This is a genomic window from Cyanobium sp. ATX-6F1 (genome assembly GCF_047395825.1).
Taxonomy (GTDB): domain Bacteria; phylum Cyanobacteriota; class Cyanobacteriia; order PCC-6307; family Cyanobiaceae; genus ATX-6F1.
This window is the reverse complement of sequence record NZ_JBCEBF010000001.1, coordinates 1,345,008-1,365,407: the sequence shown is the minus strand read 5'-3', so window position 1 is coordinate 1,365,407 and position 20,400 is coordinate 1,345,008. Positions and strand designations below refer to the sequence as shown.

Annotated in this window: 19 protein-coding genes and 4 pseudogenes; 4 read left to right on the top strand and 19 right to left on the bottom strand. The window is 70.3% G+C overall.

Annotation, left to right across the window (positions count from 1 at the left end; all coding sequences use genetic code 11):
* Positions 1 to 46 precede the first annotated feature (46 nt).
* The 3 genes and pseudogenes from AAF143_RS07920 to gloA form a co-directional block, all read right to left on the bottom strand.
* Positions 47 to 1,564, bottom strand: a complete 1,518-nt coding sequence (locus AAF143_RS07920; protein ID WP_414026752.1) for an AAA family ATPase — start codon at positions 1,562 to 1,564, stop codon at positions 47 to 49.
* Positions 1,565 to 1,569: 5 nt separating this feature from the next.
* Positions 1,570 to 1,701 carry a hypothetical protein gene (locus AAF143_RS07915; RefSeq protein WP_414026929.1) on the bottom strand — a complete coding sequence of 44 codons (132 nt, stop codon included), beginning with the start codon at positions 1,699 to 1,701 and terminating at the stop codon, positions 1,570 to 1,572.
* Between the two features lie 214 nt (positions 1,702 to 1,915).
* Positions 1,916 to 2,296 (bottom strand): annotated as a pseudogene (gene gloA, locus AAF143_RS07910) (lactoylglutathione lyase); the annotation flags it as partial.
* Positions 2,297 to 2,410: 114 nt separating this feature from the next.
* On the opposite strand from gloA, the pseudogene eno reads away from it, so the two are divergent.
* Positions 2,411 to 3,707: pseudogene (gene eno / locus AAF143_RS07905) on the top strand (phosphopyruvate hydratase).
* A 6-nt stretch (positions 3,708 to 3,713) separates the two neighbouring features.
* Here the strand turns inward: eno and AAF143_RS07900 are convergent.
* The 3 genes and pseudogenes from AAF143_RS07900 to AAF143_RS07890 form a co-directional block, all read right to left on the bottom strand.
* Positions 3,714 to 5,316, bottom strand: a pseudogene (locus tag AAF143_RS07900) (ABC1 kinase family protein).
* 68 nt (positions 5,317 to 5,384) lie between these two features.
* Positions 5,385 to 5,732 carry a hypothetical protein gene (locus AAF143_RS07895; RefSeq protein WP_255007995.1) on the bottom strand — a complete coding sequence of 116 codons (348 nt, stop codon included), beginning with the start codon at positions 5,730 to 5,732 and terminating at the stop codon, positions 5,385 to 5,387.
* Between the two features lie 54 nt (positions 5,733 to 5,786).
* The gene (locus AAF143_RS07890) at positions 5,787 to 6,293 is read right to left on the bottom strand and encodes a hypothetical protein (protein WP_255007994.1); all 507 of its coding nucleotides are present in this window, start codon (positions 6,291 to 6,293) and stop codon (positions 5,787 to 5,789) included.
* A gap of 170 nt (positions 6,294 to 6,463) precedes the next feature.
* Here AAF143_RS07890 and AAF143_RS07885 point away from each other — a divergent pair, with 170 nt between their 5' ends.
* Complete coding sequence (locus AAF143_RS07885; RefSeq protein WP_414026751.1) at positions 6,464 to 6,682, top strand: ribbon-helix-helix domain-containing protein; 219 nt, start codon at positions 6,464 to 6,466, stop codon at positions 6,680 to 6,682.
* Positions 6,683 to 6,692: 10 nt separating this feature from the next.
* Here AAF143_RS07885 and argJ read toward each other — a convergent pair.
* The 3 genes and pseudogenes from argJ to AAF143_RS07870 all read right to left on the bottom strand — a co-directional run bounded on the left by argJ (position 6,693) and on the right by AAF143_RS07870 (position 10,727).
* Positions 6,693 to 7,966 (bottom strand): annotated as a pseudogene (gene argJ / locus AAF143_RS07880) (bifunctional glutamate N-acetyltransferase/amino-acid acetyltransferase ArgJ).
* A 53-nt stretch (positions 7,967 to 8,019) separates the two neighbouring features.
* Complete coding sequence (locus tag AAF143_RS07875; RefSeq protein ID WP_414026750.1) at positions 8,020 to 8,853, bottom strand: Crp/Fnr family transcriptional regulator; 834 nt, start codon at positions 8,851 to 8,853, stop codon at positions 8,020 to 8,022.
* A gap of 17 nt (positions 8,854 to 8,870) precedes the next feature.
* Positions 8,871 to 10,727, bottom strand: a complete 1,857-nt coding sequence (locus AAF143_RS07870; RefSeq protein ID WP_414026749.1) for a 4Fe-4S binding protein — start codon at positions 10,725 to 10,727, stop codon at positions 8,871 to 8,873.
* A 93-nt stretch (positions 10,728 to 10,820) separates the two neighbouring features.
* On the opposite strand from AAF143_RS07870, the gene coaE reads away from it, so the two are divergent.
* A complete protein-coding gene (gene coaE / locus AAF143_RS07865; protein WP_255007990.1) occupies positions 10,821 to 11,435 on the top strand; it encodes a dephospho-CoA kinase in 615 nt (204 codons plus the stop codon).
* Here the strand turns inward: coaE and gatB are convergent.
* A complete protein-coding gene (gene gatB, locus AAF143_RS07860) occupies positions 11,425 to 12,906 on the bottom strand; it encodes an Asp-tRNA(Asn)/Glu-tRNA(Gln) amidotransferase subunit GatB (protein WP_255007988.1) in 1,482 nt (493 codons plus the stop codon). The two genes, coaE and gatB, sit on opposite strands and share 11 nt — an antisense overlap.
* A 32-nt stretch (positions 12,907 to 12,938) precedes the next feature.
* A complete protein-coding gene (locus AAF143_RS07855) occupies positions 12,939 to 13,373 on the bottom strand; it encodes a PPC domain-containing DNA-binding protein (protein WP_255007986.1) in 435 nt (144 codons plus the stop codon).
* 45 nt (positions 13,374 to 13,418) lie between these two features.
* Between AAF143_RS07855 and AAF143_RS07850 the strand changes: the two genes are divergently transcribed.
* Positions 13,419 to 14,534, top strand: coding sequence for an FAD-dependent oxidoreductase (locus AAF143_RS07850; protein ID WP_414026748.1), 1,116 nt, complete (start codon positions 13,419 to 13,421; stop codon positions 14,532 to 14,534).
* On the opposite strand, the gene AAF143_RS07845 is transcribed toward AAF143_RS07850, so the two are convergent.
* The 8 genes from AAF143_RS07845 to ndk all read right to left on the bottom strand — a co-directional run bounded on the left by AAF143_RS07845 (position 14,482) and on the right by ndk (position 20,310).
* Positions 14,482 to 16,080, bottom strand: a complete 1,599-nt coding sequence (locus AAF143_RS07845) for an adenylate/guanylate cyclase domain-containing protein (protein WP_414026747.1) — start codon at positions 16,078 to 16,080, stop codon at positions 14,482 to 14,484. The genes AAF143_RS07850 and AAF143_RS07845 overlap by 53 nt on opposite strands.
* A gap of 133 nt (positions 16,081 to 16,213) precedes the next feature.
* Complete coding sequence (locus AAF143_RS07840; RefSeq protein WP_414026746.1) at positions 16,214 to 16,372, bottom strand: hypothetical protein; 159 nt, start codon at positions 16,370 to 16,372, stop codon at positions 16,214 to 16,216.
* Between the two features lie 46 nt (positions 16,373 to 16,418).
* Positions 16,419 to 16,895 (bottom strand): hypothetical protein, encoded by a 477-nt coding sequence (locus tag AAF143_RS07835; protein WP_414026745.1) that lies wholly within the window; start codon positions 16,893 to 16,895, stop codon positions 16,419 to 16,421.
* Positions 16,892 to 17,170 carry a hypothetical protein gene (locus AAF143_RS07830; protein ID WP_414026744.1) on the bottom strand — a complete coding sequence of 93 codons (279 nt, stop codon included), beginning with the start codon at positions 17,168 to 17,170 and terminating at the stop codon, positions 16,892 to 16,894. The genes AAF143_RS07835 and AAF143_RS07830 overlap by 4 nt, the downstream gene beginning before the upstream one ends.
* Positions 17,171 to 17,231: 61 nt before the next feature.
* A complete protein-coding gene (locus tag AAF143_RS07825; RefSeq protein ID WP_414026743.1) occupies positions 17,232 to 17,729 on the bottom strand; it encodes an adenylate/guanylate cyclase domain-containing protein in 498 nt (165 codons plus the stop codon).
* A gap of 32 nt (positions 17,730 to 17,761) precedes the next feature.
* Positions 17,762 to 19,045, bottom strand: coding sequence for a CHASE2 domain-containing protein (locus AAF143_RS07820; RefSeq protein ID WP_414026742.1), 1,284 nt, complete (start codon positions 19,043 to 19,045; stop codon positions 17,762 to 17,764).
* Positions 19,042 to 19,767 (bottom strand): FecR family protein, encoded by a 726-nt coding sequence (locus tag AAF143_RS07815; RefSeq protein WP_255007979.1) that lies wholly within the window; start codon positions 19,765 to 19,767, stop codon positions 19,042 to 19,044. Before AAF143_RS07815 ends, AAF143_RS07820 begins: the two co-directional genes overlap by 4 nt.
* Positions 19,768 to 19,851: 84 nt before the next feature.
* Entirely contained in the window at positions 19,852 to 20,310 is a 459-nt protein-coding gene (ndk, locus tag AAF143_RS07810; protein ID WP_255007978.1) for a nucleoside-diphosphate kinase, read from the bottom strand.
* Between the last annotated feature and the right edge of the window lie 90 nt (positions 20,311 to 20,400).

Here is a 20,400-nt window from a genome sequence, read left to right as displayed (position 1 = left end):
CGGCGGATGGCGGCGGCCACGGCGGTGACCGCCTCGGGCTGGCCGATCACCCGCTCCCCGAGTCGGCTTTCGAGCTCCAGCAGCTTCTGGCGTTCCCCCGCCAGCAGCCGTTGCACGGGGATGCCGGTCCAGCGGGCCACCACATCGGCGATGTCCCCCTCCTCCACCTGCTCCCGCAGCAGCGACTGACCGGAGCGCTGGTCTTCGAGCATCCCCTGCTCCAGGGCCAGACGGCGCTGCTGCAGCCCATGGAGCTGGTCGTACTGCAACCGGGCCGCCTCCTCGAGATCGCCATCGCGCTCGGCCTCGGCGATGGCGTGGCGCAGGTCCTCGTCCTGGTGCTGGAGCTCCCGCAGCTCCGCCAGCTGCTCCCGCTCCCCTGCCAGCGTTCCTGCAGGGCCGCCAGGCGCTCCTGGGCGTCCCGGCGCTGGTCCTGCCACTGCAGGCGTTCGGCCATCGGGGCGGACTCCGCCGCCAGCAGGGCCAGCTCCACCCGCCGCAGGGCCAGTTCGGCGTCCTCCACCAGCTGGGGCTTGGAGGTGACCTCCATCTTGAGCTGGGCGGCGGCCTCATCGATCAGGTCGATGGCCTTGTCCGGCAGGCAGCGGTCGGCGATGTAGCGGGCCGCCAGGCGGGTGGCGGCCACCACCGCCCCATCGCTGATCGTGACGCCGTGGTGGAGCTCATAGCGCTCCTTGAGCCCCCGCAGGATCTCGATGCTCACCTCCAGGCTGGGTTCGCCCACCACCACCTGCTGGAAACGGCGCTCGAGGGCGGGGTCCTTCTCCACCGTGCGCCGGTAATCGGCTGGGGTGGTGGCACCGATGCAGCGCAGCTCGCCGCGGGCCAGCATCGGCTTGAGCAGGCTGCCGGCATCGGCGTTGGAGCGGTCGCTGCTGACCACCGTGTGCAGCTCGTCGATGAACAGCACCACCCCGGCGTCGGGGTCGCTCACCTCCGCCAGCACGCTGCGCAGCCGTTCCTCGAACTGCCCGCGGAACTTGGCGCCGGCGATCAGGGCCCCCAGATCGAGGGCGATCAGGCGCAGGCCCTTGAGCGAATCGGGCACCTCACCGGCCACGATCCTCTGGGCCAGCAGCTCGGCGATGGCGGTCTTGCCGACGCCGGGCTCGCCAATCAGCACCGGGTTGTTCTTGCCCCGGCGCGAGAGCACCTGAATCAGGCGGCGGATCTCGGCGTCGCGACCGATCACCGGATCCAGCTGACCGGCGCGGGCGGCGGCGGTGAGGTCGCGCCCGAATTGCTCCAGGGGAGAGGGTTCCCGCTCCAGGGTGAGCCCGCCCTCAGAAGCAACCGGAACCGCCAGCGCAGCCTTGGGCGGGGCCACGGGCTGGGGGCGGGATGGGGTCGTGTCGATCCAGTCGTCGTCGCTGCGCAGCAGCGCGGTCCGGGGGCGGGGGGACGCCTGGGGCGATGGGCTCGAGAGCAGGGGCGCCCCGGGACGCAGCTGTCGCAGCAGGCGCTCTTCGCCCAACCCCTCGGCCGCCAGCACCTCGGCGCCGAGGCGGGGTTCCTCCAGCAGGGCGAGCAGCAGGTGGGGCACATCGATCAGGCGGGAGCCCCAGCCCCCCGCCGGCGGTCGGCGGCCTCCAGCAGCTCCTCCAGGGCCTCACCGATGAACAGCTCACCGCCACTGCCCGCGGGCTGATCGGCGCAGAAGGCCTCGAGGCGATCGAGCACCCGGTCGACGCTGATCGGCAGCGGATCCACCCAAGCGGCGAAACGGGCATCGCTGAACAGCACCTGCAACAGATGCTCCACATCCAGCTGGCCATGGCGCCAGCGACGGGCCTGGTCCTGGCTGGCCAGCAGCAGGTCCCAGGCGGCGTCGCTGAAACGGTCCGGTTCGGCGGTGAGGCTGCCCGGGGGAAGGGTCAGTCCGCATCGTGCCGGGGGAGGTTTGAATCAATTCCACCTTGTAGCCATCGGGATCCTCCACGAAGGCGATCACGGTGCTGCCGTGCTTCATCGGTCCAGGCTCACGGGTCACCCGGCCGCCCTTGGCGCGGATCTGATCACAGAGCGCCTGGATGTCCTCCACCCCCAGGGCGATGTGGCCGTAACCACTGCCGATCTCGTAGCTGGCGGTGTCCCAGTTGTGGGTCAGCTCGAGCACAGCGGTGTCGCGCTCGTCGCCGTAACCCACGAAGGCCAGGGTGAAACGGCCCGACGGGTAATCCTTGCGGCGCAGCAGCCGCATGCCGAGCACATCCGTGTAGAAGGCGAGCGAGCGCTCCAGATCCCCCACCCGCAGCATGGTGTGAAGCAGTCGCATGGCCAGGGGGTGGGGCGAAGCCATTCTGACCAGAGGCCCGAGATCCGTGCCAACCGGCACAAATGGGCGGGCGGGGGAGGCCCATAAGATCCCCAACATCAACGACAGCCTTTCGTGTTCGATTCCCTCGATCTCGTCATCGACAGCGTGGTGGCCCGCGAGGTGCTGGATTCCCGTGGCACCCCGACGGTGGAAGCGGAGGTGCTGCTCGAAGGGGGCGCCCGCGGGATGGCGATCGTGCCCAGCGGCGCCAGCACCGGCGCCCACGAGGCCCACGAGCTCCGGGACGGGGATCCCAGCCGCTACTTCGGCAAGGGAGTCACCAAGGCGGTGACCAACATCGAAGAAAAGATCGCGCCGGCCCTCTGCGGCCTCAGCGCCACCGACCAGGGCACCGTGGATGCCGCCCTGATCGAACTGGACGGCAGCGACAACAAATCCGCCCTCGGGGCCAACGCGATCCTCGCGGTCAGCTTGGCGGTGGCCCGGGCGGCGGCCGAGGGGTCGGCCTGCCCCTCTACCGCTACCTGGGGGGCCGATGGCCACCCTGTTGCCGGTGCCGCTGATGAACGTGATCAACGGAGGCGCCCACGCCGCCAACAACCTGGATTTCCAGGAATTCATGGTGGTGCCCCACGGCGCCTCCAGCTTCAGGGAGGCCTTGCGCATGGGCGCCGAGGTGTTCCACACGCTCAAGGGTCTGCTGGCCGAGCAGGGGCTCTCCACCGCCGTGGGCGATGAAGGGGGCTTCGCCCCCGACCTGACCAGCAATGACGCCGGCGGTGATCTGCTGGTGGCGGCGATCGAGAAGGCGGGCTATCGGCCCGGGGATCAGATCTCCCTGGCCCTGGATGTGGCCAGCACCGAGTTTTTCAAGGACGGCCGCTACGCCTTCGGCGGTGGCAGCTACACCAGCGCCGAGCTGGTGGATCAGCTGGAGGCAATGGTCAGCCGCTACCCGATCGTCTCGATCGAGGATGGCCTCGCCGAGGACGACTGGGAGGGCTGGGCCCTGCTCACCGAGCGGCTGGGGAGCCGCGTGCAGCTGGTGGGCGACGACCTGTTCGTGACCAACACCAGCCGCCTGCAGCGGGGCATCGAGCAGGGGATCGCCAATTCGATCCTGATCAAGGTCAACCAGATCGGCTCCCTCACCGAAACCCTCCAGGCGATCGACCTGGCCGGCCGGGCCGGCTACACGAGCGTGATCAGCCACCGCAGCGGCGAAACCGAGGACACAACAATCGCCGACCTGGCGGTGGCCACCCGCGCCGGCCAGATCAAGACCGGCTCCCTCAGCCGCAGCGAGCGGGTCGCCAAATACAACCGCCTGCTGCGCATCGAAGACGAACTGGGCAGCCAGGCGATCTACGCCGGTGTCGAAGACCGGGGCCCGAGAGGCAAGGCCTGATCCAGCTCAGCTGCGGGTGCCGGGGAGCTGCTCCAGGCGGCTGTCACGGCGCAGCTTCGCCTGGAGCTTGATCCAGCCGACCCCCACGGGAACACCCGCCAGCAGGGGAAGGGCCGAGAGCAGCGGCCGACCACTGCTGGCCAGCAGGGAAGCGGCCACCACCAGGGCCCCCAGCAACACCGACTGACTGGCCAGTTGCTGACTGACCGCCAACCGCCGCAGCAGCCGGTCGGTTTCACCGGCGCGAATCTGCACCTGCAGATCGCCTTGCTCGACGCGGGCCAGGCTCTCCTCCAGGCGCCGGGGGATGCCGAGGGCACGGCTGCCCACCTCGGCCGCCTGGCGACCGAGTTCGTTGATGAAGTCGTTGGGACCGTTACCGCTGGCGGACATCAGAGGCAGCAGGTAGGGGCGGGCAATCGCCACCAGGCTAAAGGCCGGATCGAGGCTGCGGCCCACCCCCTCGAAGGTCGAGAGGGCCCGCATAACGAAGATCAGCTCCACCGGCAGGCGGAACGGCTGGCCATAGACCAGGTCATAGAGATCCCCCGAGAGCTTCTCGATCACGTTGCTGGAGAAGGGCGGCGTCAGGGCGTCGTTGAGCATCACCCGCACCAGCCGGCGCACGGGCCCCTGATCGATGCCCTGGGCGATCACCCCGGCCGCCTGCAACTCCTCCACCAGGCCGGAGGCATCGCGGGCGGCGGCGGCCCGCACCATGCGCCCCAGGCGGCTGCGCAGCCGCTGGGAGATCTGACCCATCATCCCGAAGTCGTAGTAGATGAGGGCGCCATCGGCCGCCACCGCCAGATTCCCCGGATGGGGGTCGGCGTGGAAGAACCCGTAGCGCACCAGTTGCTGCAGGTAACTGGCCGCCCCCGCTCGGCCACGGCGGCCGGATCGATGCCGGCCTCGATCAGGGCCGCACGGTCGGTGATCTTGATGCCGGGCAGGTAGTCGAGGCAGAGCACCCGGCGGGTGCTCAGTTCCCAGACCACCGCCGGCACACGGATGAGCGGATCATCGAGGAACTGTTGGCGGAAGCGGGCCGCATGTTCGGCCTCGGTGCGGAAGTCCAGCTCGCGGATCAGCACCCGGCGGCATTCCTGGGCGATGCCCACCCAGTCGCGGCCTTCCCCCAACGGGGATGGCGCTGGAACAACGCAGCCACCTGCTGGAGGATGTCGAGATCGAGGCGGAAGAGGCGTTCCAGGCCGGGGCGCTGGATCTTGAACACCACCTGCCGGCCGCTGCGCAGGCTGGCCCGGTGCACCTGGGCGAGGCTGGCGGCGCCCAGGGGCTCAGCCTCCAGATCGATGATCTCGGCGCAACGCTCCCCCAATTCCTGCTCCAGCAGGCCCTGGGCCACGGCGAAGGGGAAGGCCGGCACCTTGTCCTGGAGATGCGCCAGCTCCTCCACATAGCCAGCGGGCAGCACATCCGGGCGAGCGGAGAGCAGCTGACCGAGCTTGATGAAGGCCGCCCCCAGATCGAGCAGACGGGCCGTGAGCCAGCGGGCCCGTTGTCGTTGGCGCTGGGCGCGGCCTTCCTCGGTGACACCACCGGGATAGCTCCAGGCGGCCCCGTCCCACCAGAGGCCCACCACCATCGCCACCACCACCCACCACACCTGAACGCTGCGGGCCAGTTCCCGCAGCCGGCGCCGCAAAGGGCCGATCAAGGCTGATCCTCGAGCCGCGAGGCGAGCCCGGCCACCTGGGCCCGCAGGGCATCGATCTGATCCTGGGGGTTCGGGCTGGCACCGGAGGACTGGCCCTGGACCCCAATGTCCGCAGGTGGGGCTGCGGCACCGGGAGTGGCATCAGAGGGCGCCGTTTCACCCCGTTCCAGGCGCTCGGCCTCCTGCTCCACCTCCTCGACGAACAAGCTCCATTCCTGTTGCAGACGCTCGGGCGCCAGCTCCGCCAGGCTGGTCAGGGCGGACAGGGCCTCGGCCACGCCGCTCTGGAGGCGCGCCGAGAGCCGATTGACGGCGGCTTGAAGCAGGGATTGCGGGGCGCTCATCCTGGGCCTGCTGTGCTGGCCAAACTGTGGCAGATCGGAATCCCCGGCGGGGATCTAGCGGGCGGGAGTCGCCTCGGGCAGAACGGGGGGCGCTGGTGCGTCCAGAGGGGGCAGCGGGTCGAGGGCGCCGTCGTCGGCACTCCGGGGCTGTGGCTTGGCACTCGGGGGCTGTGGCTTGGCCTTCGGGGGCTGTGATGGGGCCGTCGGGGCGGCGCTCTCCGTGGGCGCGAGGGGATCGGGGGCGCCGTTGCTGTCGGGCTCCGCCCCCGGCAGCGGCTCAGGCAGCTGGTCTGCGGGGTCTGTTTTCGCGGGCGGGTTGGGATCCCCGCGCAGGGATTCATTCTGGGCGCCGTAGCGCATCCTCAGGCTCTCCAGGCTGATGCCGGGCAAGGGCTGTGCGTCGAAACGGTGGCCCAGGTCGATCGAAGGGGTCCCGTCCAGGACCTGCAACCGCTGGGTGAGGCCGAACCCCAGGGCGAAGCCGAGCCCGATCACCAGGGGACCACTCCAGGGGTTCCCGGGGCGGGCGGCACGGGTGGGGGCGGCACTGGCCTGGGCCATGGGCATAGGGCGGTGGGGCGGCGGTGCGGGGGGCAGCGGTGCGCCGACCCATCCTGCCCCAGGCGGATCTCTCAGCCCTTCAAGATGAAGGTCAGTGGCGGGGATCCGGCCCTGGCGCCAGGGATCCAAACGAGACCGGGCAACCTACGCTCAGTCCAAGACAAATGGGGGTGGTTGTGGCGAAATCGCGGGTCGGACACAACACCCAGTTCAAGGCACCCGCGCGCATCAGCATCACGATCCCCGAAAGCGTCAACGAACGACTGATCGCCATCTCGCGCGAACAGGGACGTTCCCTGAGCAATCTCGCTGCCTACCTGCTCGAGTGGGCCATCTCCAACGAGCCGAACTGCCACGCGATCCTCAGCGAGAAGCAGTCTTCGGAGTGATTCAACCCGCTCAGGTGGTGTAGTCGGCGTTGATGCGCACGTATTGATCCGATAGGTCACAGCCCCAGGCGATGCCCGTGCCGGACCCCTCCCCCACCCGCAGCCGAATGAGCACCGTGTCGCCGCCGGGGCCCGTGCCGCCCAGGTAGTCACCTTCGGCACGGGCCTTGAGATAGCTGGAGGCCCCCGGTCGATCGAACACCAGGGGCTGACCCGCCGCCATCAGTTGGTGCTCCCCGAGCCAGAGGGCCACCGCCTCCGGATCGAAGGCCGCCCCGGCCCGGCCCGCCGCGGCCACGATCCGGCCCCAGTTGGGGTCGCGGCCGTGGACGGCGCATTTCACCAGCGACGAGCCGCAGACGGTGCGGGCGATGGCGCGGGCGTCGGCGTCGCTGGCGGCACCCTCCACCCGCACCTCGATCAGGCAGGTGGCCCCCTCACCATCACGGGCAATCGCTTGGGCCAGGTGCTGCGACACCGCCGTCAGGCCGGCCTCCAGCGCCTCGAAGTGCTCCGGTGGCAGGGGCGCACCGGCGGCAAAGGCCAGGAACGTGTCGTTGGTGCTGGTGTCGCCGTCCACCGTGATCGCGTTGAAGGAGCGCTCCACCGCCCGCTGCACCATGGCGCGCCACAACTCCGCCGGCACACCCGCATCGCACGTGAGATAGCCCAGCATCGTGGCCATCTGGGGGTGGATCATCCCGGAGCCCTTGGCCATGCCGCCGAGGCGCACCCGCCGGCCACCCAGGTGGGCCTCCAGGGCGATCTGCTTGTTCGTCAGGTCGGTGGTGAGGATCGCCGTGGCGGCGGCGGCGCCCCCTCGGGGCCCAGGGCCGCCACCAGGGGATCGAGGCCCGCCACCAGGGTGTCGATCGGGATCGGCACCCCGATCACGCCGGTGGAGCAGATCAGCACCTCCTCGGCGGCCAGACCCAGGCGATGGGCCAGTTCGGCCGTAGCCGTCAGGCTGTCGGCCAGGCCCCGTGATCCGGTGCAGGCATTGGCCTGGCCTGAGTTGGTGAGCACCGCCCGGGCGCGGCCACCGCTGGCGGCCAGCCGTTCGGCGCAGAGGTCCACACAGGCGGCCCGCACCCGGTTGGTGGTGAAGCTGCCGGCGCAAACGGCCCCAACGGGCGCCAGCAGCAGGGAGAGGTCGCTCTTGCCGGAGGCTTTGAGGCCAGCGGTGGCGCCGGCGGCGAGGAAGCCCGCCGGAGCGGTGATGCCACCGGCGATGGGCTGCCAGGGGGTCGGAAGGGTCAAGGCGAGGGATCGCTCTGGGTGCATCCTGCCGGGGCGGCGGCCCGTTCAACGCCAGGGCGGGGGCGCAGGCCGCGCCCTCAGCGGTACACGCTGGCCGGGCCCACCTTGGCGTAGAGATCTTCCAGCCGAACCGACAGCTGCTCCAGCAGGCTGCGGCTGAACTCGGTCGATTGCGACAGCAGCTCTTCGAAATGGGACGCGGTGAACACCAGCACCGTCGCGGGTTCGGCGCCGGCGCGCACCTCGGCCCGGCGGGGATGATCGGTGAAGAAAGCCACCTCGCCGATCGGCTCGCCCACGCGGATCTGGGCCATCAGGGCCATCGGATTCCCCACTCCGTCGTCGCGGTAGACCTCACAGCTGCCCTCCAGCAGGATCGCGACGATGTCGGGTTGATCGCCGACGCTGAACAGAGCCTCACCGGGCTCGAGCCGCCGCTGGTCTCCCCAGCGCAACATGCTGAACAGGGCCGCCGGGGAGAGGTCGGCCCCCAGGGGGACCTGGAGCAGCTGGGTGAGCCGATCGCTGTGGGGCACATCCACCCCCGCCAGCAACTGGCGCAGGGCCGGGCTGTCCGGCAGACCCACCCGCGGCTGCCGGCGCAGGGCGGCGGCCCGCTCCGGCGCGCGCCGGTCCTGCACCCACAGCACCCACAGGGCGGTGTCGGGATCGGGATCGCGCCAGAGGGCTTCGAGGGCATCGGAGGGATCGGGCAAGGGCTCCAGGTTGATGGAGCCCTCCCCTGGCTCCATCACCAGGCGCTGCTCCCTGCGCCTGAGCTGGCTCAACACCAACGGCGGCGCCAGGGGCAGCAGCGCCGCGAAACGCCGCACCAAGGGGTCGTCGTCGCTGAAATGTGCAAGACCGGGCCAGATGATCACGAACAGGCTGGTGAGGCGTCGGTCGATCACCGGCAGCAAAGGGCGGATCAGAGGATCGCTGGCGGTGGCCTGCTCCAGGCTGATGCGGGCCGCAAGCTGGGCGCGCAGCTCCTCCCATTCCTCCTCGAGGCGCTGGCGGGAGAAGGCCGAGGTGGGGCCAAAACGGGCCAGCAGCTCCCCCAGCTGGCCTCATCGAGCACGAATTCAGCGCGGATGCGCTCCAGGCCCTCCTGATGGCTGGGGGAGGCGAGGGCGGCACTGAGGTCGAGGCTGCGGCTGGCCTCGAGCAGATCTTCGATCGCCTCGGCGGCGGCCTCCTGGCGCAGGCCACGGATCTCCCTCTGGCGGTAGTCCAGCTGCAGGATGCGCGGGTCGGTGATCGCCAGTTCGCGCACGGCGGCGTGGTGGTCCTCCTCCACCAGCCCCAGGGATTGGCGCAGCTCCTCCAACTGCACCAGGGCCGCGGCCCGGTCCAGTCGGCCGGTGTCGAACAGGTCGGACATCACCTCCCGGTAGATGCCGCGCTTGGTGGCGCTGATCTGGACCGGCAGCACCTTGGCGAGGGTGAACACCTCGTTGGCGCTGAGCTCCTGGAGCGAGCGCCCCTCAAGCAAGGCGTCCAGCTCGGGCATGAGCTTCTCGAGCTGCTTGCGCAGGCTGGCGCTGGTGCTCTCGCGGGTGTAGGTGGCCTTGTCCCGGGACCAGCCGCGGTAGAGCCACATGCCGCTGGCGATCAGCACCACGGAGCGGATGAGCTGGCCGCCCTTGCCCCCCAACGCCCCCAGGGAGGGATCAGCAAACCAGAAGAAGACGTTCACCGCCAGGAAGCTGGCCAGCAGGCGGGTGCGCTGCCGGGCCACATCGGCGGCCCGCTCCCCGAGGGCCGCCAGCCGGCGTTCCAGCTGCCGTTGCAGCCAGGAGAAGATCAGCACCGAGAGGACAGCCGCCAGCACCAGCAGCGCCGGCAGGGAGATCAGCCGCGGCAGCAGCGTGTTCAAGCCCCACAACTGCAGGGGCTGAAGGATCGCATCAACATGGCGGGCGTCGTAGGCCCACAGGCCCGTGCGCAGGTAATCGACGCCCTCGCGGGACTCGGCGCGGATGAGCAGGAAAAAGCCCAGCACCAAGCCGGGATAGGACAACCAGGCCCAGTCGAGGCCACGCTTGGCGCTGAAGGTCTGCCAGTAGGCCCGTTCCGAATCGATGTCGATGCAGGGGGCCTGGCAGGCCACACAGGCGCTCTGGAGCTTGCCCTTGTCGCCGTAGGTGCGGCACATCGACTGGGTGATCTTGGAGCTGGTGTCCATGTGGGCGGGGCTTCCCAGCAGGCTGCGCTGGCCCGTGACCACGGTCTGCACCGGCGCCATCGGGCAGAAGTACTGGCACCAGGCCTTGCCGCCATAGGCCCAGCCCACCACCAGGGCCGCCGCCACCGTGAGCAGCAGGAACAGACCCAGGCCCACGGTGCTGCTGTTGACCACCAACAGACGGAGGCTGAGGCCGGCGATGAACAGGCTCCACTGCAACTGCACGTGGTGTTGGCCCAGCCAGGAGTTGGCCTCGATCTTCACCACCTCCCTACGGCTGCCCTTGCCGGCCACGGTGCGCTGCCAGTGCAGGGCCCGGAACAGCTGGGAGATGAACGCCAAGGGGCAGATCCGGCGCCAGAGCTCATGGCTCAACACCACCAGGGTCAGCAGACCGCTGGGCACCACCAGGCCCCAGAAGATCTGGTTGCCCTCATGGGTGTGGCATTCCAGGAGCTGGCCGCAGTGGTTGATGTTGAACGGCCAGGGATCGACGTTCGGGATCAGCAGCGAGACGATCAACCCCAGCCAGCCCAGCAGCAGCACCCAGCGGGTGAGATGGGCCTGACGCTCCGACCAGGCACTGAACAGTTGCAAGGCGCAAGCCGTCGGCGGATTGGACCCTACCGATGCCCTCGGGGCCTGTCGAGTTGATGATGACGTTCACCCCGCCATCCCTTTCGCCCCTCCATGTCTGCCTCGGGTTCCAGCCGCCAACGCCGCATCGGCCTGACCGGCGGCATCGCCAGCGGCAAGAGCACGGTGGGGCGCCTGCTGATCGAACGGCACGGCCTGCCGCTGCTCGATGCCGACGCCTTCGCCCGCGAGGCCCTGGCCCCCGGCAGCCCGGGCGCCCGGGCCGTGGCGGAGCGCTACGGAGACCTGGTGGCCGGGGGGAACCCAGTGCAGGTGGACCGCGCTGCCCTGGGGAGGATCGTGTTCGCCGATTCCGCTGAGCGGACCTGGCTCGAGGGCCTTGTCCACCCGGCGGTGCGGGCGAGATTCGAGGCCGAACTGGCGCGGCTGGTAGCCGAGCCCGTGGTGGTGCTGATGGTCCCGTTGCTGTTCGAGGCCGGGCTGGAGGGGCTGTGCAGTGAAATCTGGCTGGTGGACTGCGACCCTGAGGAGCAACGGGAGCGGCTGATGACCCGCGATGGCTTCAGCCGGGCGGAAGCCGAGGCCCGCCTGGCGGCCCAGTGGCCCCTGGAACGCAAACGGGCCCGCGCCGATGTGCTGATCGACAACCGGGGCGCGCCCGAGGGCCTGGAGGTTCAGGTGCAGCGGGCCCTGGCCCTCAGCCCTTGAGCTTGGCCACGAGCACCTGGTTGGCCAGCTTCGGGTCGGCCTTGCCGGCGGTGCGCTGCATCAGCTGACCTATAAAAAAGCCCTGGAGCTTGGTCTTGCCGCCACGGAACGCCTCCACCTCAGCCGGGTGGGCCGCCAGCAGCTCCTCGACAATCGCCGTGATCGCCGCCGGGTCGCTGATCATCCCCAGGCCCCGTTCCTCGACGATCGCGGCGGGGGAGCCGCCTTGCTCCAACAGCTCCGGCAGGATCTCCTTGGCGATCTTGCCGCTGATCGTGCCGCCCTCGATCAGTTGCACCAGCTCCGCGAGCTGCTGGGGCCGCAGGAGCATTTCGCCGTAGGCGAGGCGGTTGGCGTTGACATGGGCGGCGATGTCGCCGGTGATCCAGTTGGCCGCCCCCTTGGGGTCGGCGCCGGCCGCCACCGCGGCCTCGAAGTACTCCGCCATCGGCCGCTCATCGGTGAGCACGCGGGCGTCGTAGATCGAGAGCCCCAGCTGTTCGGCGTAGCGGTGGCGCTTGGCGGCCGGCAGCTCCGGCAATTCGGCGCGCCAGGCTTCACGCCGCTGGGGCGTCACCTCGATCGGGCCGAGATCGGGTTCGGGGAAGTAGCGGTAGTCGCTGCTGCCCTCCTTGCTGCGCATGCTCTTGGTGAGCTGTTTGCCCTCATCCCAGAGGCGGGTTTCCTGGAAGATCGGCTCCCCGGCCTCGATTGCTTTGATCTGGCGTTCGATCTCGTGATCGCAGGCCTTCTGGATCGCCGAGAAGGAGTTCATGTTCTTGATCTCCACCTTCACCCCGAAGGGTTCATCGGGCCCGCGGCGCACGGAGATGTTGACGTCGCAGCGCAGGGAGCCCTCCTGCATGTTGCCGTCGGAGACACCGAGGTAGCGCATGATCCGGCGGATCTCGGAGGCATACTCAGCCGCCTCGCGGCCCGTGCGCAGATCCGGCTTGGAGACGATCTCCGCCAGGGCCACACCGGCGCGGTTGTAGTCCACCAACGAGTGGGTGGAGCCCGCCAGGCGGTCGCTGCCGGCGTGCACGAGCTTGCCGGCATCCTCTTCCATGTGCAGGCGCTCGATGCCGATGCGCTTGGTGTAAGTGTCCTTGCCCTTTTCGGCCACCTCCACCTCGATCCAGCCGTTCTCGGCGATCGGCTGATCGAACTGGGAGATCTGAAAGTTCTTGGGCAGGTCGGGGTAGAAGTACTGCTTGCGGTCGAACTTGCAGTGCTCGGCCACCTGCAAATTGAGTGCCAGCGAGGCCTTGACCGCGTACTCCAGCACCTTCTGGTTCAACACCGGCAGGGTGCCGGGCAGCCCCAGCACCACCGGATCGATATGGGTGTTGGGGTCATCGCCGAAGTTGGTGGAGGCGGCCGAGAAGATCTTGCTGGCGGTGGCCAGCTGCACATGGGTTTCCAGGCCGATCACGGCCTCCCAGCTCCCGTGGCCGATCGCCGACGCCATACCGCTTCACTCCCTTGGCTGAGGGGGCGATCCTAGGCAGCGGCCTCAAACGTCAGCTCCCGGTAACCGCTGAGGGCATCGAGCTGGCGCTCGAAGCGCACCGCCAGCGGCAGCAGCAGGGCGATCTCGGCGGTGGTGCGGATGACGTTGCCCGCCAGCAGATGGCCGCCGCGGCAGTGGCCGCCCTGATCGGCGGCTGTGAGATGCAGGTGAACGCCGCCGGGGCCGAGGCTGCCCTGGAGGCTGAGCAGTTCCCAGGGGCCCTCCAGCTCCAGAACCCGGTCGCTGCCGGCGGGGCGGAACACCAGCCCCTGGAGGCTGCCGATGGCCGAGGCCACCCAGGCGGCGGCGATGGCGCGTTCGTTCACCAGGGCCTCCAGAGCCCCGCGCAGGTCGGCCCCCGGCGACAGCCGCAGGCTGAGCAGCCCTGTCGGCGCCGCTGATCCGGGTGGATAGGTTGTCGTCATGACTGGGGCCACAGGCGAACCGATCCTGATCCTGGGGGCGGCCTGATGGGGCTGGCGATCGCCCACCAGCTAGCCCGCCGCGGCCAGGCGGTGACCGTGCTGAGCCGGAGCCGCAGCGAGGCGGCGGGCTTCGTGGCGGCGGGGATGCTGGCGCCCCATGCGGAAGGGCTCTCGGGGGCCCTGCTGGCGTTGGGCCAGCGCAGCCTGGAGGCCATTCCGGCTTGGGTGGAGCAGATCGAAGCCGACAGCGGCCTGAGCTGCGGCCTGCGGCCCTGCGGGATCGTGGTGCCGTTCGCCAGCGCCACCGAGCGGGACGCCTATCCCACCGCCAGCCTGGGCACGCCATTGGATCGCCCCGACCTCGAGCGCGAGATCCCCGGCATCGGGCCTGGCTTCCAGGCGGCCCTGCTGTTCGAGCAGGACGGCCAGATCGACAACCGCCGCCAGCTGATGCGGGCCCTCGAACGCGCCTGCAGCGCCCACGGGGTGGCCTTCCAGGAGGGCGCCGAGGTGCTGGACCTGCACCAGGAGGCCCAGGCCACGGCCCCCCGGCTGACGGGGGTGCGGCTGCGGCGGGCGGAAGGGGACGAGCAGCTTTTGAGCTGTGGCAAGGCCGTGCTGGCCTGCGGCGCCTGGAGCGCCCGGTTGCTGAGCGAGCTGTCGGTGTTTCCGGTCAAAGGACAGATGCTGTCGCTGCAGGGGCCGATCGGGGCCCTGGCACGGGTGGTGTTCGGCCCCGGCACCTACCTGGTGGCGAGGGAGGACGGCCTGCTGGTGGTGGGCGCCACCTGTGAACCGGAGGCGGGTTTCGCTGAGGGCCTCACCCCGGCCGGCCAGCGGCAGCTACAGGCGGGAATCGACGCCCTGCTGCCGGAGGCGGCTCAGTGGCCGCCGATGGAGCGCTGGTGGGGCTTTCGCCCCTGCACCCCCGACCAGGGGCCCCTGCTGGGGGCGAGCCCGCTCGCAGGCCTGGAGCTGGCCACCGGCCACCACCGCAACGGCGTGCTGCTGGCGGCGATCACCGCCGAGCTCATCACGGCCAGGCTGCTGGGGGATGAGCTGCAGGCGGCGGATCGGGGCCTGCTAGAGGCGTTCCGTTGGGACCGCTTCAGCCCCCGGGCGCCGGCGGCGGGGATGCCGGCGGTGACTCCGGCAGGGTGAACACCGGCGTGGGCCCCATGCCCTTCACCGGCGGTGAACCCTTCGATTGGGGCGCCAGTTCATCGCGCACCAGGTCTGCGGTGACCTGATCGAACAGCACCGGCACCTCCAGGGTGCGGGTGAGACCCTCCAACCGGCTGGCCAGGTTGACCGTGTCGCCGATCACGGTGAAATCGAGGCGGCGGGGGCTGCCGATCTGGCCCACCACCACATCGCCGCTGGCCAGCCCGACGCCGTTGCCCAGAGGCTCGATGTCGCGCTGGGCCCAACCCAGGTTGAGCCGTTCGAGCGCCTCGCGCATCGCCCGGGCGCAGCGCACCGCCGCCAGGGCCTCCTGCTGCTCGCCGCGGCTCACGGGCGAGCCAAACACCGCCATCACCGCATCGCCGATGAACTTGTCGACGGTGCCGCCGTGGGCCGTGATCACCTCCACCATCTCGCCCAGGTATTCGTTCAGTTGACTCACCAGCAGCTCGCTCTGGCCGTCGAGGGTGCGCTGGCGGGTGAGCTGGGTGAAGCCCTTGAGATCCGAGAACAGCACCGTCACCCGCAGCACGCGGCCCCGCAGGATGCCGTCGGCCGCCTTGGGATCGGAAAGGATCTCCGCCACCACGCTGGGGGCCACGTAGCGCTCGAAGGTGCGCCGCAGGCGCCGCCGCTCCCGCTCCTCCTGCAGGTAGGCATCGCCGCCATAGAGCAGCCCGAGCACCACGAGCCCTGAGGCGGGGGCCAGCAGGGGCAGCCAGCGGTGACTGCGCTGCAGGGCGAAGAAGCCCGCGGTGACCACCAGCACCAGGGCGGCGCCCACGAGGGCGAGGCGCCAGCCGATGCCGCCGCGCCAGAGGCCGAGGGCGGCCACCAGCAGCACCGGCGCCAGGGCCAGCAGCGCCCGCCAGGGAGCCGTGGTGGGCCAGGGGGCCAGGCCATCGCCGGCCAGGGAATTGGCGGTGGCGGTGGCCAGCAGCTCCAGGCCGGAGAGGTTGCCGAAGGGGGTGGGGTTGCCCGCCTCCCCCTGGGAGACCACGGGCCCCACCACCACCAGGGCGTTCTTCAGGGAACCCCGCAGGGGATGGCGGCTCCAGCGGGCCGGATCGAGCACTTCCCAGGCCGACAGGCGCGTGAAGCTGCCCTCTGGCCCATAAAAATCCAGGGCCATGGCCGGATCGTTCTGGCGGGAAGACCGTCCCCCCAGCTGGAGCAACGTGGCCGCCAAGGAAGGCTGGGGCTTGAGGCCATTGGCCGGCAGCAGTCTGCGGCCGTAGGCCTCCGGGTGTCGGTCGGGATCACCCGCCTGGGCGGGCAGGGTGTTGGTGAGCCCCAGGGCACCCGATCCGCCAACGGGGGTCATGAAACGCTCCGGGCGCACCAGGGTGAGCCCACTGCCCACCTGGGCATCCTGGGGCTCGAGCATCTCGGCGGCCAGGGCCACCTTGCCGCGTTGCGAAGCCAGGGAGCGGGCCAGGGCGGTGTCATCGGCGAACCCACGGCTGCTGGAGCCCTCGAAGACCACGTTGAGGGCCACCGCATCGGCACCCGCCTCCAGCAATCGACTGGCCAGTTGGCCATAGCTGGCCCGCGGCCAGGGAGGGTGCCAATGCCCCGGGCCCAATCGGGCATGGCGCCATGGCCCTCGAACCAGGCCCCCTGCTGCAGGGTGGCATCGTCGATCGCCACGACCATCACCGACCTGGGCGGTTGGCGCGGGCCCCGCCAGCGCACCAACTGGTTTTCAAGACCTCGCTCCCAGCTCTTCCAGGGGCCCAGGGGCCAACCGCCCAGCCCCCCACCAGCAGCACGATCGCGCCGGAGGCCAGGGCGATCACGGCGGGGCGTTTCATCGCCGCCTCTCAGTGGTCAGCAGCCAAGCCCCAGCGAAGGCCCCCATCAGAAGAAACGGGGGAAGCCGAAGCTGGGCACCGACGGCGCATAGGGGACCGATGGAATCGACACCCCCGGCACATAACTGCGGATGTAGCTCTCCAGCGAGCTGAATCCAGGCAGGGAGGAACTGAAACCTGAGAACAGGGGACCGTTCAGAACGCTGGTGTAGTCCGAAGGCGACAGACGCAGGATCGCCAGCACCACCCCCACGGGCGAGAGCTGCACCTTCTGCCCCGCCTCCACCGTGGTGCTGGGGGCCCCGGTGGGCTCGCCATCAAGGCTGGGGGCCACCTCCACCGAACCCTCCAGCACCGAGAGTTCGGCGTCGCCGCTCTCGGAGACGTCAATCACGTAGTTGGTGCCGCGCACGCTCATCCGCGACGACTTGGTGCAGCCGTTCTGCTTGCCGGAGACCAGGATCTGCCCCTTATCGAGCAGGAAGCAGCTGGCACCCAGCTTGAGCTGGGAAAAGCGGTTCAAGCGGCCGGCGGCACCCCCTCGAAGGCCAGCTGGGCGCGGCTGCTGCCGGTGCTCACCTGCTGGGGGGAAGCCGCTTTGTCCTTCACCCGTGCCGGCTTGCTGTCGATGTAGAGCTCCTTGCCATCGAGGATTTCCTGCACCGTGGCGGCATCGGCGGCGCGGGCGGCAGAGCCGGTGCCCGCGTCCAAGCCCATGGCCAGGGCGAGGCCCACCAGGAGCCCTGAAGCGGAAAGGGAGCCCAGGCCAGCGGAGCGGCGCCGGAGGGAAGCGACCATCGTCAGCCAGTGGCAAGGGGCGCCATTCTGCCCCCGGTGACCAGGCCTGGCCCCCTCGGCCTCAAGCCTCCGGCCGCAGACCCTCCAAGGCATACACCGCCAGGGGCGTCGGCCAGCCCTTGACCGTGTGCTCACCGAGCGGCACCACCTCCGCCCGTTCCCCCAGCAGGGCCAAGAGCTCGCCGCTGATCAGGATCGAGTGCTCCGGGAAGCGGCGGGTGAGCCCTTCCAGGCGGCTGGCCACATTCACGCTCGATCCCACCACCGTGAACTCCAGGCGCTGGGAGGAGCCCAGGTTGCCAGCGATCACCTCACCGAAGTGCAGGCCGATGCCCTGGCGCAGGGTCGGGCGGCCCTCACGCTCCAGCTCGGCGTTGAGGGCCTCCAGGCTGCTGCGCATGGCCAGGGCGGCCCGTGCCGCCGCCAGGGCCTCCTGGCGGTCGCCGCGGCTGCGGGGCACCCCGAACTCCGCCATCAGCGAATCGCCGATGAACTTGTCCAGCAGCCCCTGCTCCTCGATCACAGCGGTGGCGATCGCTTCGAAGTAATTGTTGAGCAAGGCAAAGAGGGCCGCTGGCTCCAGCTGGGCGCTCAGGGGGTGAACCCCACCAGGTCGGTGAACAGCACCACGCAGTCGGCGCGGCTGCCCCCCACCTGGGTCCAGAGCGGCCCCGGCTCCCGCAGGATGTCCTTGAGCAGGGTGGGGGAGATGCGCCGGGCCAGCACCTGGTGCAGGTAGGCGCGCTCGCGGCTCTCCTTGAGCCACTGGCCGCCGCCCCGCACGGCACCCGCCGCCAGGGGCATGGCGACCAGGGCGGCCCAGGGCAGCACCAGGAAGGCCCGGGCCCAGAGCAGGGCCCCCAGCCCCAGGGCCGCCGCCGCCAGGGCCAGGCCCGTGACCAGGCTGGCGGAGGCATTGGGGCCGCGGCGCAACAGCAGCGCTGTGGCCAAGCCCCAAGCCAGCAGCAGCAGGGTTTCCAGGGCGGGCTCCGGCCGCGCCAGGCCGTCGCCCCGCAGCACGCTGGCCAGGGCGGCCGCCTGCACCTCCGTGCCGCTCTGGGGTCCGTAGGCCGTCTCCAGCAGGCCGCCGAGTTCGGGAGCGGTGGCGCCGATCAGCACGGTGCGCCCACGCCAGAAGCCTTCGGGCTGCTCCAGCACCCGCCAGGCCGGCACGCTGGCCACACGGCCGGCGGGGCCAGGAAAGTTGATGCCCAGGGGCTGACGCGGCGGCCGCCGGCCCGTGGCCACAAACGGCAGGGGATCGGGGCGGGGCGGGGCGAACGCCGCCAGGTTGCTCTCCAGCCACTCCAGGCCTGGAATGGCGTCGCTGAGGCCCTGGGGGCTCTGCAACAGGGTGGTGAGACCGCTGTGGAGGAAGGGGTAGATCGGGCGGTCCAGCTGGGAACGCTCCACCCCGTCCTGGCTTTCGCGGCCATAGGCCGCCGCCAGAATCACCCGATCACGCCAGGGGGCCAGGCGCGCGCTGAAGGCCTTGTCATCGGCGGGGCCATAGCGGCTGGGCTGGCCGTAGACGACGTTGAACACCACCCGGGCTGCCCCCCGCTCCAGCACCGCCGCCGCCAGCTCCGCCTGCAGGGCCCGCGGCCAGGGCCAGGGGCCCATGCGCCGCCACAGCGGCGATCGCTGTCGCTCCTCGGGGCCCAGCAACCGATCGAGGGCGAGCGAATCGCCATCCACCGCCAGCACCACCAGCGACGGCGGCGCCGGGCGCGGGCCGCGAAGGCGAAAGAACTGGGCCCCGATCGCGGCATCGGCGGCCACCAGGGCGAGGCCGACGGGGCTGGTGCGCAGGGCCGGAAGAGCCAGGAGCAACGGCGCCAGCAGCGCCAGACCCCACAGGGGCGGCCGCCTCAACGGTGCCCGGCGGCTGGGGCTTGGGCTGGAGCTGCGCTCCTGGGGGCTGAATGGAGGGCGTCGATCTGCCGATCGATCAACGGCAGGGTGTCCATCGGCGTGCTGAAGCTCTGGAAAAGCGGGTTGCGCTCGCGCCGGCCGCGGGCCTCCACGGGGCTGAGCGGGCGGGGCAGGGCCCAGGTGTCACCGGTCTTGGTCATGACCTGGCCGCCTTTGAGCTGGATGCGCTTGCCGTCGTCGGTGGCCACCTTGACGAGACCCTCCCAGCTCAGGAACAACACCCTCTCCGCGCTGGCATCGATGAACACCGTGGTGCCCACGATCGAGGCGGTGGCCACCCGGGTGCGGATGCGCAGCGGCGGCCAACCGCCCTTCTGAGCGGGATTGATCCAGGCAATGATCTGGCCCCGGCGCAGGTCCAGCTCCTCACCAGCCAGATGCAGTTCGGCATCACCGCCGAGGCGGAAGCTGCGGCCATCGGCCAGGCGCACCTGCAGCCGTCCGGGGCTCTGGGTGCGCAGCACCGTGCCGGGGGCGAGCAGCTGTCCGGGTTTGGCTGCCACCTCGGAGGCCCCTGCCGCGCGTTTGAAGGCGGGCCGGGCGGCCACATCGACGATCCGGGAGCTGGGCTTTTTCGTAGGCGTTGCCGCGTCAGCCCATCCAGCGGCCAGGGCGGCGCTGATCGCGGTGGCCAGCACCAGGGGACGTCCGCGGACCTTCATGGCGAAGACGCACAAGTCCCCCCAGCCTGCCAACCCCGGCAAGGGCCGGAACTGGCCCAAGCCAAAAGTCAGCCCGCGGCTGGCTCAGCCTTCGCTGCGCCAGGTCTGGTCGGAAGGGGTCCAGTCGCTGAGTTCCTCGGGGCGGAACCACAGGCCGATCTCGAAAGCGGCCGTTTCCGGGGCGTCGGAGCCGTGGATCACATTGCGGCCGATGTTGATCGCCAGATCACCGCGGATGGTGCCGGGTTCGGCCTCCAGGGGCTTGGTGGCGCCGATCAGCTTGCGGGCGCTGGCGATCACGCCGTCGCCCTCCCACACCATGGCCACCACGGGGCCGCTGGTGATGAACTCCACCAGGCCCGCGAAAAAGGGGCGCTCGCGGTGCACGCCGTAGTGGCTCTCGGCCAGCTCACGGCTGGGGGTGAGCTGCTTGAGGCCCACCAACTTGAAGCCCTTGCGCTCGAAGCGGCCGAGGATTTCCGCCACCAGGCCCCGCTGGACCCCATCGGGCTTGATCGCGATGAAGCTGCGTTCGCTGGTCATGGGTGCTTGATCCACAAATCCGGACCATCGTCCGCGCCAGTCGGCCCCCTTGGCAAGCACAGTGGAAACGCTTCATGCCCCCTGAGCGCA